The organism is Vagococcus fluvialis bH819 (assembly GCF_900163795.1).
Taxonomy (GTDB): Bacteria; Bacillota; Bacilli; order Lactobacillales; family Vagococcaceae; genus Vagococcus; species Vagococcus fluvialis_A.
Window position 1 is genome coordinate 209880 of record NZ_FWFD01000003.1, and the last position, 16998, is coordinate 226877.

Sequence of the window (16998 nt, forward strand, 5' to 3'; positions counted from 1 at the left end):
GATGAAAAAGAAAATTATCATCGCAAGTTTAATAAGTGTTGTTGGTCTATTTTTAATCGCTGGAACAATCACTCTTGCTTCAACAACATCAACAGCTAAAAAAGAAACAAGCACATCTAGTCAAATGGAGGATAATCAATCTTATTGTCAAAGAGAAAATCATAAAATGAGCGACGGAAATTTCTATTGTGATGATCAAAATAAAGGGTACCATAATGAAAACTGTGATTACTATGAGGAAGCCCAAGCTAAAAATAGTGATACTTCACAAAATAAAAATTGCCATAATTATAACAACATGGGTAACAAAAGACATGGAACTGGTCATATGAAGCATAATAATAACTAACATTTTATCAATAAAAACGAGGCTGACATTGAATCAGCCTTTTTTTATTGATTAGTTTGATGTCTTACAATATTGTTAGTTGCTAGCTTCTTATTTTTATTGGTTATCTTCTTTTTTTCCTTTATACTAGAGTAAAAAAAGGAGATTACATAAAATGCCTTCATATGCTATTCCTTTGTCCACTGCCTTTTTTTCATTTGCTTTTATTGCTTTTATTGGAACTGTTCCGTGGACAATTTATCAATATCGAAAACATGGTTATTTTAGCTTTTGGCGAAATTTAATTATTTTTAGTTTTATTTATTACTGTTTAACTGCCTTCTTCTTAGTTAGTCTACCACTACCTAAAGAACGAAATAACACACTTGCCTTTAAAGATCATGTTTTTACTCAACTAACACCATTTAACATGATTAATAATTTCAAACAAGTTCCCGGTTTCGATCCTGTAAATATTAAAACTTACCTAACTCTAGTCAAATCCTTTACTTTTTTAGAAGTTTTCTTTAATATTGCACTACTTTTTCCTTTAGGTATTTATTTAAGATTTTTCTTTAAAAAAGCTAGTAAGTGGTATCTTGCATTAATTATAACTTTTTTAGTTACCCTATTCTTTGAAGTGTCTCAATTAACTGCTTTGTTTGGATACTACGCTTATCCTTATCGACTGTTTGATGTAGATGATTTATTGATGAATACTTTAGGTGGCATGATTGGTTTTTTCACTGCACCTATTCTTTTATTTTTAATTCCTAGTCGTGATCAAATTCAACAAAAAGATACATTATATGTTCATAATCAATTGGCTTCCTATGGTGCTCAACTAATCGAAGTTTTTGTTAGTATGATGATTGCAAGATTTATTGGTTCTCTTGTATCTGGACTCTTTTTCCATGGTAACTATTTGTTTATTTTCAATACTATTAGTGTCTTTATTTTTATAGTAATTTGGCCTTTAACACGTAAGGGACAGACAGTCGGCGGTAAGTTAGTTAAGATTAAAATTATTCTACCTAATTCAAAACCAATCTTACATCTCACACATCGATTTATCTTGATTTATACACCTTCTTTTTTAAGTTATTTAACAATGATATCTAATAATAAACAATCGGTTAATCCTTATATACTAGCTTTACAAATCGGGTTATTTCTTCTAACCTTCTTCATTTGGGGGATTTTTTGGCTATTTATTTTGCGAGATTGGTTCAAAAAAAGAGGGACTATCTTCTTTAACCGTTTTTCTAACATTGCTTTTGTTCGTGACAATAAACCAAAAAAAGCTGATCATTAAGATCGGCTTTTTTGGTTATTTCAAAGAGTTATCTTGTGTAATTGTTCTTAGCTTTCTTTCTATCTCTACAAAATCTCTTTGATTAAAAGGAAAATCAAATAAATGAACCTTGTGTGAAAAGCGTAATTCTTCTTCCAACATATTAGGTATATTGGTTAAAACTAAATCTGAGCTCTCAGCTTCTTCTTTCGTAACAAACTGAACATTAAAATCGTATTTAAATCGATTGGTAATTTGATCACGAATATTATTTTTTACAAAATAAGGTAAATCAGAATCAAGAAAAATACTGATTTTTGGCTCATAGTAAGTCAGTGGTTTGATAGAAGAAAATAACTGGACATATTTTTGAAGTAAAAAATCTTCTTGTAAAAATAATCTTTCTTGTGTCGTTTGAAATAAATTATTTAGCATTTTTGATAATTCATTTTTTAGATTAGGATAATCCGATTCCATGTCTCTAAAAATTGTATGACCATCTATATCTACCTGTACGTTAGAAAATAACTGACAGAATAGATGAGAGCAAAAACTAGTTAAAAAGAAACGTTCTTTCAACTCTGTTGGTATAGAGACAATTTCCTTATCAAATTGATTCATAAACGCTTCTGTTGCTTGATACACATTGGAATTCATTTTTTTATGATAGTTAAGCACTCGATTTCTATAATCAAGAGATTCATAAAGTTTCGGTTTAAATTGGACTGATAACAAATAAAAATAAAGTTCTGATTCTATATAAACATTATAATCAGCAATAAAAGTATTTAAAACAGGTAAACCTTCAATTAATTTTGGTAAATTAGCATAATTTTTCCATTCAGGTTCCATCATAATAACATGTTTTTTTCTTAATCTTAAAATATTAACAGCTAACATGTACGCCATCTGTTTTCTATGAATGACTGAGAATCCGATGTTCATCTCTTCTGAAAAATGGTCTACTGACACATATACTTTTTCTTGACTAATGAAATCAAAAGGCCAAACAACGCCCTTAAATATAATCCAACTACAGATATAAATAATTAAACGGATTTGTTTTTCTTCTCCTTCTATGATGAAAGAACTTCGTGACAGCGTTAAATTATATTGAGCTAAAAATTCTTTTATTTTTTTTAGTGACCTTCTAGTGGCATTTTCACTGACAAAATTTTCTTGCGAATAATGAGAAATAGACTGAAAATCCTCGAAAATAATTAACTTAAAAAGTTTCATCGTCTCATCATTTTCTAGTACATAACTTTTTAACTCCATATAATTACTTCCACTATCAATTTCAAGTAAAACACCTTTATATTTTTCATAACTAATAGCAATATGATGATTTCGTTCTTCATTATAAGCATCTATCAATTCTTTTAGAGTATGGATGTACCTTTGGACTGTTCGTTCTACGACATTAAGTTCAATGCTTATTTCATTTACACTGTACCATCTATGACTTTCAGAAACTAGATCTAAAATATTCAACATGATTTTATTTTGAGTATCTAATAAATTCAAAATGTCTTTTTCCATCGCTTTTTCTATCCCTCCATTTTTCTCCAAAATACTTTTTTCATTCTTAATTGATATAAAGTAATTAAAAGAGTTATTATTCCCAACACTATTATATTAAGGAGTAACGTATTCTCGATTGTTCTTGTGATGGTATAAAGAAAAAATATAACAATACTACCTATAAACATTGTACCAAACATGATTCCCATTATTCTAAATGCGCCTGACCCTCGATTAAAAAGTTGGTTAATATTTGTCCAATTGAGTGTCAAATGTCGCCAATCATCCTTAATAAAATGAGAAGTACCTGCTAAACATCCTAGTAGAGCACCGAAAACAAGAGCTATTATTAAAATAATTGGTAATTTCAATACTAGTCCACCAATCGACATAATCAATAAAATTGAAATAAATTGTAAAAAGAAAGCAAAATAGTATTTCATTTTTAAGTATTCTTTAAATGAAATTGGTAAAGACTTGATAAACATTAAATTATCTTGATCTAAAGAAATAATTACACTCGCCAATGAATTAATGCTAAGTGTCATCATAGCAAAAATAATCCCCACAACAAAAAATAGAGAAAAATATTGTGTTCCTAATCTTTGTAAAAACTCAGTACCATTTGCTAGAAATGGGAAAATAATAATAATTGGAAAAATAAATAATCCTGATAGTATTTGTAACTGTAACGTTGGATTTTTAATTAAACTAAAATGATAAGAAATCAACTGTCTTCTTAAAGAATTATACGTTGTTTTTTTCTTTTTCTGGCTAGTAGTATTCACTTGGTTACGAATTTTAGGTAATGTCTTTTCTTTAATCAATAGGCCTAATAATACAACCAAAGCAACAATAATTAAAAAAGCTAAGAGCGCATCCAATGAAAAAGGTTCATTTATTAATTGATGAAATGGCTTCAAAATAGTAATGACTTTTTGATCTTTTAACTGACTCATTTCACTTATATTAGTTTGTTGCTTATTCATATATAAAATTCCGACTAACATTCCGACTGTTGGAATAAACATCAGTAAAGTTGTAAATGTTGTTTTAAAACGTTGAAATATTTTTGTCTGGATTAAAAGTGACACAAAATAAGTGACAAGTTCTAAATAAAGGATAAAAAATAAAACGAACAAAATTAAACTAAATGGTAACATTAAAATTAAAGAAATTGAACTTCTAATGGCAGTTAAAATAAATAATGCTAATATCGGTAACATAAACGGAATCATAAAGAAACCCACCGATAAAAATTTAGCTAAAAAGACACTTCTTTCTGAAAACGGTAAGGGTAGATAATCTTCTACATCTTTGCTATCAAAGTAAACATTGTAAACAATAAAAATGCCTTGAGAAAAACCTAGAATACTAAATATCCCTAAATAGTAAGTAAAATATCCAGGAAATTGACTAAAATCAATCATGAACATGCTCATACCATAAATAAAGGTAAAAACAAAACTCAGCATCACTTGTTGAATGACGATGCTCTTAAATATCTCATTTCCTTGTTTTCCTTTTTTTCTAAGTTGTGCGGAAACCTGAGGATTAGCATACAATAAATTCACTTTAAATAAAGCAAGTAATTGTTTTTTAAAGAGTGTCATGTGTGATCAACTCCCTCTCATCTTGTTTTCTTCCAGCCATTTCTAAATAAATTGTTTCCAATGATGTATCTGGATGTTCTTTTAACAAGTCACTTACAGAACCATTATAAATTAGTTCACCTTTCTTCAAGATGGCTAATTCATCACACAACTGTTCTGCAGTGTCTAAATTATGAGTAGAAAAAATAACCGTTTTCCCTTTGTCCGCATGTTCTCTCATCAATTGTTTCAAATCAAAAGCTGCTTGTGGATCTAATCCTTGCATCGGTTCATCTAAAATCCAAATATCTGGATTAGATAATAATGCTCCTATCACAATAACTTTCTGTCTCATTCCGTGAGAAAAGCTATCAATTTCATTATTAACTTGTTGTCTAATCTCAAATAAACTGGCTAATTTATTAATTTGTTGATTTTTTTCTTCTTCTGTTAAATCAAATGCAGCTGCAACCAAATTCCAATACTCCATTGCCGTTAGCTGCAAAAAGATATTAGGCGTATCTGGAACATAGCCAATTCTTTTTTTTATTTCTAATCGATGTTCTTTTAAGGACTTCCCATCGACCATAATTTCTCCAGATGTTGGCGTAATAATACTTACTAAGCTTTTAATAGTTGTCGATTTACCTGCTCCATTATGACCTAAAAAACCGAATATTTTTCCCTCTGGTATTGTCAATGTTAAATTTTTCAGTGCTTCTTTTGTTCCATATTTTTTTTGAACATTTTCTAGTATAATCATCTTAAACAACCCCATTTTTTAAAATTATTTACTTAATATTATACACTTTCTTGATTGAAAATGACATTTGTTATCAATTAAAACAAAAAAGAGGCTGACCACGATGTCAACCACTTATTTATTATACGAATAATTTTTAATAGCCAGATGATTTTACGTCTGCTCCAAAGGCAACTAGAGGCAACTAGAGGCAAAATAATTTTTGATTCACCCTATTTGGGATTACAAATAGCTTAACGCTTCTTTAATATCCTCTAATAAATCCTCTGTGTCTTCGATACCACAAGATAAACGTAGTAAACCAGGAGTAACTCCTTGTTTTAATCTTTCTTCTTCAGAAATACAGGCGTGAGACATCGTACGTGGGTAAGAGACGATTGACTCTACTCCTCCTAAACTCACAGCAATAATCGGCAAGTTCAAATGTTGAGTAAAGGTATGGACATTCTCCTCACTCCCAAGCTCAAATGAAAGAACCGCACCACCATTTTTAGCCTGTTCACAGTGAATAGAATATCCTTCATGTTGCTTAAGTCCTGGATAAAAAACTTTTTCAACTTTTGAATGATTTTCTAAAAATTCTGCAATAATTTGGGCATTCTGACAACTTTTTTCCATGCGAATTCCCATTGTTTTCATTCCTCTTAAGACTAACCAAGCATCTTCCACACCAAGAATAGCACCAAAAGATTTTTGATAAATACGTAATTGTTCTGCCATTTTATCATCATTCAAAACAACTAAACCAGCTAAAACATCGCTATGACCGTTTAAAAATTTAGTGGCACTTTCAATCACAATATCGACACCTAATTCTAATGGTTTTTGGTAGAGTGGTGTCATAAAAGTGTTATCCATAATGGTTACTAAGTTATGTTTTTTAGCTAAAGCAACTAAAGCTTTAATATCTGAAATTGTTAATAACGGATTAGAAGGTGTTTCTAGATATAACACTCTTGTATTAGGTTGAATTGCTTGTTCGACATCACTTATATTACTGTAATCAACGAATGAGGAAGTAATATGAAAACTTGGTAAAATATCTTTTACAAATTGACACGTTCCGCCATAAACTTCTTTTGGTACAATAATATGATTTTCAGCATCCATCATCATTAGAACAGTCGAAATTGCTGACATACCTGATGAAAAAGCAAAACCATGTTTACCGCCTTCTAACACGGCTATTCCCTCTTCTAAAGCAGAAACAGTTGGATTACCAAATCTGGTATAACTATACGCTTGTTTTTCAAAAACATCTGATTGATTAAATGTTGATGTTTGGTATTTAGGAATTGACGCTGCCCCTGTAAAACTATCTACAACTGGATAACCGTGTATTAATTTTGTATTGTCTTTCATATATAGTTCCTCCTATATCAACTCTCATACCCTAATCATACACTTAGAATAAAGCGTTAACAACACTTATTTATTAAGATTAATAAGCAAATGATAGCTCCATGAGTGACTAAATAATTACATGTGATTAATCTTAGATAATACTCATATCTTTTTAAGATACAAAAAAAAGAGACCAAAGTCGGCCTCTTTTTTTTTATTTTATAAAATTCCAAATTCTTCTAAAATAGCTTCTATTTCAGTATTCTTCATTTTCTTCATTAATTTATGCTTAGTCAAGGCAGGCATTTTAATATCGGGTTTTTCACCATCTAATAAACTCAAGCCACCAAACAATAGATAACGAATATCATATCTTGAATTAAAGACCTCTGGTACACCTTTTTCAACACCTGTTAAAACATAAACTGCTTCCATTGCAGTCCGTCCAGAATACTCAATTGTAAAGACTGTGTCACGTCCTGGTTTATCTAATGTTTCTGCAAATTGTCCTAAGAAAGCAAAGTTAACGGCTTTACTTGGTACTACAAATGGGCGATCTCCTTGTTCTCTAGGCATAAATTGAGATGTGATGTACGGCATCATCACTGGTACTGCTGTACATGTTTCAGCTAGTTCATCAATCTCACCAATTGGCACACCAATGTGATATAACCATTCTTTTGTGATATCTTTTCCTGTACAATCTCTCATTGTTTTTTTAATATAATCCCCTTCAACGTCTGAGAATAAACCATACACCCATACAATGACATCTTCTTTAGGTTGACCAATGTATTGTTCTTGACGATTAATGGTCCAACTAAGTAACCAAGACGAATCTTTGGCAGTGACAATACCACCAGTTACTGTTTTTCCACCATATGGAGAACGTTTAGTTATTTTTTCGATATATTTTGGAACACGGTCATTGTGACATGTTACCGTACAAGATTCCCAGTTAGATTGTTCTACATCAAAATTGAATTTTTCTGGTTTTCCAAATTCTTCTGATTGTTCGGCGATATTTTGCCATAAGTTCCAACAACCCATTAATTCACGATTAAATGGTGCTGGTGTATTATCATCTCCATAACCAGAAGCTTCAGTGATTGAACCATTTGTAATAAATACTAAATCTTTTTCAGTTAGATTAATTGAAGCATCTTCACCTTCTGAATTTGTTGCCACAATTTTTTTAGCTACTTTGTGTTGGTCGTTAATTTCAAAAATCACATTATCTACAGTAATACCATACTCAAATTTTGCTCCGTGATCTTCTAAATATTTCACCATTGGTAAGACGAATGAAGTATATTGATCATGTTTAGAGAATTGTAGTGCTGATAAATCAGGTAGACCGTCCACATGATGGATGAAACGGTTCATATACAATTTCATTTCTAAAGCACTATGCCAATTTTCAAATGCGAACATTGTTTGCCAATATAACCAAAAATCACTGGCGATTAATTCCTTAGAAAAAATGTCTTCAATTGTTTTATTTTCTAGTACTTCATCTCTCATCATCACAAAATCAGCTAATTCTTTAGCTAAATCTTGTCCTAAATTAAATTTAGCATTATCATATCTTTCACCACGATTTTCAGTTACACGGCAATTACTATAATTAGGATCATCAAAATTAGTATAATAAAAATGATCTAAAACACTCATATTAGGGTCTTCTGTTGATGGTAAAGAACTGAATAAACTCCAAAGAACCTCAAAATGATGTCCCATTTCACGTCCACCACGAGCAACATAGCCTGCATTTTGGCGAATATCACCATCTAATGAACCACCAGCTATCTCTAATTGTTCTAAAAAGGTAATTTTACTACCTTCCATATGTGCATCTCTTATTAAAAAGCAACCTGCTGCTAATGAACCAATCCCTGTTCCGATTAGGAAAGCTTGTTTTTCTTCGATGCCTTCTGGTTTTCTAGCATTAACCAAAGCATGATAACTTCCATTTGTTAAAGTTAAACGTGGATCGTATGTTTTTAATTCCATTGTTCATTCCTACTTTCTAAACTTTTCTCTTACAAGAATAAGTATAAATAAAAACAAACATAACTTCATTAGACACAAAAAAAGAATGCTTGCTTTCCAAACATTCTTTTAAACCTGCTATAAATTTAGGCAACTAGCTCAAAGTGTCAAATTTTAATTTTTTTCAACGGCCCTTTTTAATGATATTTCTATATTGCCATCAAACAAAAAACCGATACGATCAATCACTTCCTCAGGTTCTTCTTTCATACCTGTTTGAAGCCACTTAACTACCATTCCAGCCAAAGCACACTGATAAAAGTAGGCAATATAATCTTGATCCTTTTCTGGTGCGTTAATCGAAGCATTCACTCGTTTAACGTATTCTGTCATCATGTTACCAGAAATCTCAAAAATAAATTGAATTAACTCTTCTTTTTGCATAGAATCGTATACATGATAAATGGCTTTTTTATTAGCTAATGCAAAATCAGTTGCCTTAAGAAAACTATCCTCCCAAGAATTGGATTGATTGAATTCATCAATTACTAATTGAATATTGTCTTTGAATATTTTAGATAGTAATTCGTAAATATCTGCATAATAATAATAAAAGGCATTTCGGTTGATTTCACAAGCTAGTGCTAAATCCTTAACAGTTATTCTTTTCAAGGGTTGTTCATTCAACATTTTAATAAACGTATCGTGTATTAGTTTTTTTGTATATTGCTTTGCCATGAACTCTCCCCTTACTACTATTTATTATAAAATTTCAGCTAATTTTTTTGTAATCAATTCAATTTCGATTTGTTTTAATGTTCTAACATCAAACCAAACTTGATCGTTTTTCACACGAGTGACAACAGGATAATCACCTGTTCTTAATCTATAAGCCAATTGATTAGTAGTTAACGTTGCACTTTTAATACCCACAAGCTCTGTTGGTAGCTGATACTCTGGATACGAACCACCACCAACTTGACTTTTTTCTGATATCCTGTCGACAATTAAAGGTAAATTCGCTAATTTTAATTCTTTTTCTAAGTGTTTAGCTTCCTCTAGACAAGTCTCATAAGATTTACTAATCATTTGTAATGTAGGGATTTCTTTAATAGCATTCTCAGGTTCTAAATAAATGGATAAAGTTGCTTCTAAAGCACTTAAAGTTAACTTGTCCACTCTTAAAGCTCGTAGTAGTTGGTTTTTTTTCATTGGTTCGATGAACTCTTTTTTACCGATAATGACTCCAACTTGAGGACCACCTAATAATTTATCTCCACTGAACATCACCACATCACAACCTTGTTTTAAGCTCTCTTGAATCGTAGGTTCGTAAGGTAATCCAAATGGTTGCATATCAATTAATAAACCACTTCCCAGATCATTAATCAAGGGTAAATCATTTTGATGGGCCAACTCAGCTAACGCTTCAATAGATGGCGTTTCAGTAAAACCAATGACTCGGTAGTTACTCGTATGAACTTTCATAATAGCTCCAGTGTCCTCATTGATTCCTTGTTGATAATCTTTTAAGTGAGTTTTATTCGTTGTCCCTACTTCATGAATCATTCCACCACTCAACTCAATCACTTCTGGGATTCGAAACGAACCACCAATTTCAACTAGTTCCCCTCTTGAAATCAATACCTCTTTTTCTGGAATAAGCGTACTTAAAGTTAACATCACTGCTGCTGCATTATTATTAACAACCACTACATCTTCTGCCCCTGTTAACTTTCTAATCACACCTTCTAGATGCTGATAACGTGATCCTCTTTCACCTGTTTCTAAATTATACTCTAAATTTGTATATGAAAAAGCTGATTTTTCTAACTGTTCTTTTACTTTTAAACTTAGTAATGAACGACCTAAATTAGTATGAACGATCGTTCCAGTAGCATTAATCACTTGTTTTAATGAAAAATCCTTAGTTTGCTCTTGTTGCTCTAGCACCCACCGAATTATTTCTTCTTCAGAAGGTAAATCTGAATATTCTTCAGAAAGAAATTTCTCTCTAATTTCTGATATTATTTGTTGGATACACGCCTTTAATCCTTTCGGAGATTCCACGGCTATATCCTTTAAACTTGGATGTTTTAGTAGCGAGTCAACGGATGGTAATAATGCTAGTTTTTGATAATCAATCATTGTTTTGCACTTCCTGACTTAGTTCATTTAACGCATTAACTGCTACTTCAACCTCTTTTTTTGTATTTAAACTTGAAAAAGAAAATCTTAAGGTTCCTTGATTTTTAGTTCCTAAAGTTTCATGCATTAAAGGCGCACAATGATACCCTGCTCGAATGGCAATTTCATACTCTTCCCATAAAGAATCACTCACAAGGGCTGAATCAATTCCTTTAAAATTCAAAGAAATGACACCTGTCCTTGCAATGTCTTGATAACCATAAAGTTGAATAAGAGAATTATTTTTAACACCCTCAACTAGCTGCCTTGCTAAATCTGTTACATGGAGATTAATCTGTTTAACACCTATCTGGTTCACATAATCAATCCCTGAGCCAAGACCTCTAATTCCTGCAACATCTAACGTCCCAGCTTCTAATAACACTGGTAATTCTTGAGGTTGAATTTTGGAAAAAGATTGCATACCATCTCCCCCAGAAATTAGAGGCGTCATCCTCGTTGCTAAATCTTTTTTCAAACAAACACCACCAGTTCCTGTGGGTCCATAGAGTGATTTATGACCTGTAAAACATAAAGCATCTACAGCTTCATTTTCTAAAGAGATGGAAAACTGTCCCATGGTTTGTGAGGCATCTACGATGAGTAGTAAGTTATTCTTTTGACAAAATCGACCAACCTTTTCTAAATCAATCACATTCCCCGTCACATTAGAGCCATGAGTCACAACGACAGTTGAAGTATTTGGTTTGATTAATTCTTCTAATCTATCTAAATCAAGTCGTCCTGTCACTTGGTTTCCTGTTAAACAATCAAACGTTACCCCCTCTTCTGCTAATTGATACAAAGGTCTAAGAACAGCGTTATGCTCCCAACAAGTTGTTATAACATGTTCCTTAGATTTGACTAAACCTTTAATTATCATATTCAAAGATGTTGTCGAATTATTAGTAAACGCTACTTCATAATTTTCTGAAGCATTCAATAAACACTTGATTTTTTTTCTGACACCATTCACTTCACGAAAACTATTTAAAGAAAAATCATGGCTCCCTCTTCCTGGATTACCATACTCTCCTGAAATCATTGTTTCATAAACAGTTTGAGCAACTTGTTTAGGTTTGTTTATCGTGGTTGCTCCATTATCAAAATAAATTGACACCAACAATCACCTAACTTTCCATTAATTCTCGTGTATTTTCAACTCTTTTAGTTACCTGTTGTTCGTCTAAATATTCTAAAATTAACATGGATGATTTTCGACTAGAATCTGTCATATCTCTAAAATCAGCTAAAGTCATAGGACCATTTTTATTAATAAAATCGGTGACTAATTCAACAGCTTTTAGATAGTACTCTTGACTAATAACATACTCAAAAGTTAAAGCAGTGACGCTTTTATCCTCTAACATTTCTAAAACGTCTTTTCCATTTTTTTCATCTAATGCTTCTAACTCTTCTTTTTTTATTGGTGTGAAAGCTGTTTCTTTTAATTTTTTCTCAATTGCTATTTTTACATTTTCTTGATATTTATTTAACTCAATTTTAAAATCTGGATGTGACACACGATGGCTTTCTTGTATCAATTGTTTTTGTGCAACAAGATAAGCAATAAGTAAATCAAGTTGTTTTGTAGTTATCCATCTCTTTACCTTAGAACGTAACTCTTCTACCGGCATTCCTGGTCGTAAACGATACATCTTTTGATACTTTTCTAATTCTAGATAAATAAGTTCTCGCGCTTCTTTAATCTTACCTTGAGAAATCCATTCTCTATCCGATAGGCGTACAACCTCTCCGTCTTCTGCAAGTATCCCTAATATTGGTAATATTTTTTCCTCTGATAAATTCATGTACTGGCAAATCTCTTTTGTTTGGCTGACCATCTCTTGACGATTTAGCATGAAATCTAAAATCAAATGATCCATATTACCTTCTTCTTTAACTTTCAAACTATCTATCACATCTTGTTTAAAGCGTCGATGTTTCTGAGGGATAGCGTCTAAAACCTGTCCACCGCCAATAGTAACCATTGGTGAATAAGCACGCATAATGAAATAATCACCTGTATTAACTGCTAATTGTTCTTCCAGGCGAAGTTGTATAAAGCCACTCTCACCTGGTTGAATATTTTCTGATCCAATTGGAACAAGTCTTGCAAATACTTCTTGTGTTCCAACTAGCACTCGAACTCTATCCCACAAGTTAAACCCAGTTGAAATATCTTCTAAACAAGTTACTTTAGCATCAATCATCCAAGTCGCTTCTAGGGCTGACCCATTTGTTAAAACATCACCTCGGCTAATTTCTTCTTTTGAGATATTCGTTAAATTAAGCGCTGTCCTTTGTCCCGCATAAGCTTCTTGTTTATCCGTCTCATGAATTTGAATACTACGAATTTTTGTTTTTTTGCCACTTGGAAAAATCGTTAATTCATCACCAACTTTAAACTGACCTTCAAGAAGTGTTCCTGTAACAACCGTTCCAAAACCTTTAACTGAAAAAGCACGATCCACATTTAAACGACCGATGTTTTTAACTGTTTTTTCAGGTGTGTTTTCAGCGAATTTTTGGATGGCTAACTTTAACTCTTCCAAACCAATTCCCGCAACTGCATCTGTTTCAAAAATAGGTGCCTCTTTTAATAACGTACTTGCTAGTTGTTCTCTGATATCATCTTTTACCAATTCTTTTAACTCATCATCAATCGTCTCACATTTACTTAAGACAATCATGTAATTTTGAATCCCCAGTAAACTTAATATATCAATATGTTCTTTTGTTTGAGGCATAATACCTTCCCCTGCATCAATAACAAGTAGAATTAAATCAATTCCTGGAAGTCCTGCCACCATATTTTTAATAAATTTTTCATGCCCAGGAACATCAACAATTCCAACACGTTCTTTATTAGGTAAATCTAGATAGGCAAATCCGAGATTTATTGATAAGCCACGCGTTTTTTCTTCTTTTGTTGTATCGGTTTCAATTCCCGTCAAATGCTTTATTAATGTTGTTTTCCCGTGATCAATATGTCCTGCTGTTCCAATTACAATATCTGCCATAGTTACTAGCCAACCTTTCGATAGTCAATATTAAGTCCCTTGCCACTCGCATGATAAAAACCATCATACAAAAGTTTCTTATCATCCAGTAAGTCGATAATTTCTTTTTCTAAATCAATGTTGTATTTTAAAGAAAACCCACAACTTGCTTTTATTTTTTCTGGAGTAGATATGATTCTTGCTGGAAGTGAGGCCTCTTTTAAATATTTTTCAGCTTCCATTGCGTAATGTGTTGAGTTAAATAAAAGAACACCGTATTCCTTCATTTTGAAATCCTCCTATGGTTTAACCAGTTTAACAGCAGATTGCATCATTTCAACAATTCGGTACATATTAGTCACTTCACCCACTGCTAGTTTTTCTGTTAAGTTGTAGTAATTTAAACAAGCACCGCAAGAATAAATTTCAACACCTTGTTCTTTCATTTGAAGAAGATCCTCTAAACAGTCTGATCCTTCAACTGTTAGTTTAACACCACTGTTATAACAAATAATCACCTCTGGTAACTCATCTTGTTCAAGTAAAGAATATACAAAAGCTTTCATTAAATTAGCACCTAATTCGTCTGATCCTCTTCCCATAATATTCGTATCAAAAACGACTGTGTAGCCTATTTTTTCTGAGAGTACATCACTTGAATCATCTTTCGACTTCACTACCACTTTATCATGAGATATTTCGCCTTGACTAATCGTTGTCACAAAATGTGTAGCAGATTTTTTTTCTACTTGATAATTTAATTGAAGTTGATCAGCTAATTTTTTTAAATTTTGTGTGGCAATCTCATTGTCCACAATTGTTACAACCTCTTTATTTTCTTTAAGTGCTTTTTTTGTTTTTATAACAGGTAACGGACAGGCCATTCCTCTTGCATCTATCTCAAACATTTCTATCTCACCTTTCTATTTAACAATAATTTCATCATTTATTTTTGTGGTAATTTTTCCAAAGTCCTCTGCAAAAATTTCTTTTTCTCTGAGTTCTTTTAATAAATTACTCACTTCATTTTCTGGAACACTCACTAATAACCCTCCAGAAGTTTGCGGATCAAATAATAACTCTTCTATACCAAAATCTTCATTCTCAAAAGAAACAAATTCTGATAAATAATTACGATTACGTTGGCCACCTGCCGTTAATATAAATTCCTTAGCACCTTGATAGGCTTCTTCTATAAAAGGAAGTTTTTGACTATCAATTTCAGCCGATAATTCACCATGAAGCATCTCATGTAGATGTCCCAAAAGACCAAATCCCGTCACATCTGTACAACTATTTATTGGGTACTTTTTCATCACATCCATGGCATATTTATTTAGCATTTGCATATAGTTCGTCGCTTCTTCAAAAGCCTTTTCAGAAATTTCTCCCACACTAAAGCCAGTCGTAATAATTCCTACACCAAGTGGTTTTGTGAGTATTAAATGATCCCCTATTTGACCTGAATTATTCATCAATACTTCATCTGGATGTGCCACTCCTGTGACAGATAAACCGTACTTAACAGAGTGATCATGAATCGAGTGACCACCAGCCAAAATTCCACCTGCCTCTTGAACTTTTTCAGCTCCTCCACGTAAAATTTCTTTTAAAACATTAAAATCTTTCTCTTCTGGAAAAGCCACAATATTCAAGGCTGACAATACAGTCCCTCCCATTGCATAAACATCACTCAAGGCATTAGCTGCTGCTATTTTCCCAAAAAGATAAGGATCTGATACCATCGTTGGGAAAAAATCCAAGGTTTGAATGATTACTTGATCCTCACTAATTTTGATAACTGCCGCGTCATCTGTATTTTCAAAACCAACTAATAATTTATCATTCGTTACTTTAGGTAGATCAGCAAGTAAGTCACCTAAATCTCCTGGGCCTATCTTAGCGTTACATCCACCACATACGATTAACTGTTCTAAATCTTCCATTAAAGTCATCTCCTATTTATCTATTAAAATAACCATACAATGAAACCGAAATCATTATCTTTATATTGTTATTTTAACAGATAAAACAAACAGTTCGAAAATAAAAGTTGAAAAACTTTATTTTCGAACTTATTTGATATTATGCTACTGTTTTTTTACTCTTTAAGATATAGGTAATACCAGTGTATATAATAACAACAATAATAATCCAAGTTAAGATATCCATTGGCATATTAGTTACAAAATTGGCTGCAATCGCTACCCCAATAATCCCTCCAATAATGATACCGATAGTGCCTTTTCTTGAATAATTACCTGTCTTAATAAACTCTGCACTTGCTACGGGCATTAGTCCGGCACATGAAGCCATCATAATTGGCATTGCAATAATTGGTTTTAATCCTAATAAATAAACCATTGCCATACACGGAGCGTACAGACCAACCCCAATAGTCATTAAAGCACCAAAAATAAAATTACCCACAATACCGATAATTAATTTTCCGCCAGTTAAGGCAGTTGCAGTATTGCCATCACCAAGCATAGCAAGCCACCCCATTTGTTTAGCAGCCATAATAATTGCTGTTGCTACTAGGGCAAGACCTACGTAAAATTGGACTTTTTTCTCAGGTAATTTAGTTACTGTTTTAGAACCAACCCAAGAACCAATGATTGCTGAAAAAACCAATGACAATAATGTAACAGGTGAAACTTCTACTACTTTGATAAAAATAAATGCCTCAATCATAACTGGAATAGTGTGAGCCACGTTTAATGTTCCTGGTAATTTTTTATCATCATCTAAATACTTAGTTGTTTGTAGAAGCATAGTAGTTGGAGCAAAACTTCCGATTCCCAATACATCTAAAAAGTCTGTAACAAATCCAATTCCCATTGCAATAGGAATACTTCCTGTTCCAAGATTAGCTTTGTTAGCGATTAAATCTTTCACTAAGAAAAACATATAGTAAAGAAGTAATAAACCTAAAATACCTAATAAAACTGCTACCATATTATTACTTCCTT

At 32.1% G+C, this 16998-nt stretch carries 15 protein-coding genes; 2 read left to right on the forward strand and 13 right to left on the reverse strand.

The genetic code is table 11. From position 1 onward, the window contains the following. Window position 1 precedes the first annotated feature (1 nt). Window positions 2-349: a hypothetical protein gene (locus tag FM121_RS14545; RefSeq protein WP_086950353.1), complete on the forward strand. Its 348-nt coding sequence runs from the start codon at window positions 2-4 to the stop codon at window positions 347-349. A gap of 154 nt (window positions 350-503) precedes the next feature. Next, window positions 504-1643, forward strand: coding sequence for a VanZ family protein (locus FM121_RS01315; protein WP_086950354.1), 1140 nt, complete (start codon window positions 504-506; stop codon window positions 1641-1643). A 15-nt stretch (window positions 1644-1658) separates the two neighbouring features. Here FM121_RS01315 and FM121_RS01320 read toward each other — a convergent pair whose 3' ends face one another. The 13 genes from FM121_RS01320 to FM121_RS01380 all read right to left on the reverse strand — a co-directional run bounded on the left by FM121_RS01320 (window position 1659) and on the right by FM121_RS01380 (window position 16984). Next, on the reverse strand, window positions 1659-3164 hold the full coding sequence (locus FM121_RS01320) for a helix-turn-helix domain-containing protein (protein ID WP_086950355.1): 1506 nt from the start codon (window positions 3162-3164) through the stop codon (window positions 1659-1661). An 8-nt stretch (window positions 3165-3172) separates the two neighbouring features. Continuing rightward, a complete protein-coding gene (locus FM121_RS01325; protein WP_086950356.1) occupies window positions 3173-4759 on the reverse strand; it encodes a hypothetical protein in 1587 nt (528 codons plus the stop codon). Then, window positions 4746-5501 carry an ABC transporter ATP-binding protein gene (locus FM121_RS01330; protein ID WP_086950357.1) on the reverse strand — a complete coding sequence of 252 codons (756 nt, stop codon included), beginning with the start codon at window positions 5499-5501 and terminating at the stop codon, window positions 4746-4748. The genes FM121_RS01325 and FM121_RS01330 overlap by 14 nt, the downstream gene beginning before the upstream one ends. A gap of 222 nt (window positions 5502-5723) precedes the next feature. After that, window positions 5724-6863, reverse strand: coding sequence for a trans-sulfuration enzyme family protein (locus FM121_RS01335; RefSeq protein ID WP_086950358.1), 1140 nt, complete (start codon window positions 6861-6863; stop codon window positions 5724-5726). Between the two features lie 201 nt (window positions 6864-7064). Next, window positions 7065-8858, reverse strand: coding sequence for an oleate hydratase (locus tag FM121_RS01340; protein ID WP_086950359.1), 1794 nt, complete (start codon window positions 8856-8858; stop codon window positions 7065-7067). A gap of 153 nt (window positions 8859-9011) precedes the next feature. Next, window positions 9012-9575: a TetR-like C-terminal domain-containing protein gene (locus FM121_RS01345; RefSeq protein ID WP_086950360.1), complete on the reverse strand. Its 564-nt coding sequence runs from the start codon at window positions 9573-9575 to the stop codon at window positions 9012-9014. A gap of 24 nt (window positions 9576-9599) precedes the next feature. Beyond that, a complete protein-coding gene (selA, locus tag FM121_RS01350; protein ID WP_086950361.1) occupies window positions 9600-10985 on the reverse strand; it encodes an L-seryl-tRNA(Sec) selenium transferase in 1386 nt (461 codons plus the stop codon). Continuing rightward, window positions 10978-12144, reverse strand: a complete 1167-nt coding sequence (locus tag FM121_RS01355; protein ID WP_086950362.1) for an aminotransferase class V-fold PLP-dependent enzyme — start codon at window positions 12142-12144, stop codon at window positions 10978-10980. Before FM121_RS01355 ends, selA begins: the two co-directional genes overlap by 8 nt. A gap of 10 nt (window positions 12145-12154) precedes the next feature. Continuing rightward, window positions 12155-14047: a selenocysteine-specific translation elongation factor gene (selB, locus tag FM121_RS01360; protein ID WP_086950363.1), complete on the reverse strand. Its 1893-nt coding sequence runs from the start codon at window positions 14045-14047 to the stop codon at window positions 12155-12157. Window positions 14048-14052: 5 nt separating this feature from the next. Next, on the reverse strand, window positions 14053-14313 hold the full coding sequence (locus FM121_RS01365; RefSeq protein ID WP_086950364.1) for a DUF3343 domain-containing protein: 261 nt from the start codon (window positions 14311-14313) through the stop codon (window positions 14053-14055). 12 nt (window positions 14314-14325) lie between these two features. Then, the gene (gene yedF / locus FM121_RS01370) at window positions 14326-14934 is read right to left on the reverse strand and encodes a sulfurtransferase-like selenium metabolism protein YedF (protein WP_086950365.1); all 609 of its coding nucleotides are present in this window, start codon (window positions 14932-14934) and stop codon (window positions 14326-14328) included. Between the two features lie 15 nt (window positions 14935-14949). Further along, a complete protein-coding gene (gene selD, locus FM121_RS01375) occupies window positions 14950-15972 on the reverse strand; it encodes a selenide, water dikinase SelD (protein ID WP_086950366.1) in 1023 nt (340 codons plus the stop codon). A 139-nt stretch (window positions 15973-16111) separates the two neighbouring features. After that, a complete protein-coding gene (locus FM121_RS01380) occupies window positions 16112-16984 on the reverse strand; it encodes a TSUP family transporter (protein ID WP_086950367.1) in 873 nt (290 codons plus the stop codon). Between the last annotated feature and the right edge of the window lie 14 nt (window positions 16985-16998).

Coding starts and splice junctions, on each gene's coding strand:
- FM121_RS01365 (WP_086950364.1), bottom strand. CDS start 14,313: ATGAAGGAATACGGTGTTCTTTTATTTAACTCAACACATTACGCAATG.
- selA (WP_086950361.1), bottom strand. CDS start 10,985: ATGATTGATTATCAAAAACTAGCATTATTACCATCCGTTGACTCGCTA.
- yedF (WP_086950365.1), bottom strand. CDS start 14,934: ATGTTTGAGATAGATGCAAGAGGAATGGCCTGTCCGTTACCTGTTATA.
- FM121_RS01320 (WP_086950355.1), bottom strand. CDS start 3,164: ATGGAAAAAGACATTTTGAATTTATTAGATACTCAAAATAAAATCATG.
- selD (WP_086950366.1), bottom strand. CDS start 15,972: ATGGAAGATTTAGAACAGTTAATCGTATGTGGTGGATGTAACGCTAAG.
- FM121_RS01345 (WP_086950360.1), bottom strand. CDS start 9,575: ATGGCAAAGCAATATACAAAAAAACTAATACACGATACGTTTATTAAA.
- FM121_RS01315 (WP_086950354.1), top strand. CDS start 504: ATGCCTTCATATGCTATTCCTTTGTCCACTGCCTTTTTTTCATTTGCT.
- FM121_RS14545 (WP_086950353.1), top strand. CDS start 2: ATGAAAAAGAAAATTATCATCGCAAGTTTAATAAGTGTTGTTGGTCTA.
- FM121_RS01335 (WP_086950358.1), bottom strand. CDS start 6,863: ATGAAAGACAATACAAAATTAATACACGGTTATCCAGTTGTAGATAGT.
- FM121_RS01325 (WP_086950356.1), bottom strand. CDS start 4,759: ATGACACTCTTTAAAAAACAATTACTTGCTTTATTTAAAGTGAATTTA.
- selB (WP_086950363.1), bottom strand. CDS start 14,047: ATGGCAGATATTGTAATTGGAACAGCAGGACATATTGATCACGGGAAA.
- FM121_RS01340 (WP_086950359.1), bottom strand. CDS start 8,858: ATGGAATTAAAAACATACGATCCACGTTTAACTTTAACAAATGGAAGT.
- FM121_RS01380 (WP_086950367.1), bottom strand. CDS start 16,984: ATGGTAGCAGTTTTATTAGGTATTTTAGGTTTATTACTTCTTTACTAT.
- FM121_RS01330 (WP_086950357.1), bottom strand. CDS start 5,501: ATGATTATACTAGAAAATGTTCAAAAAAAATATGGAACAAAAGAAGCA.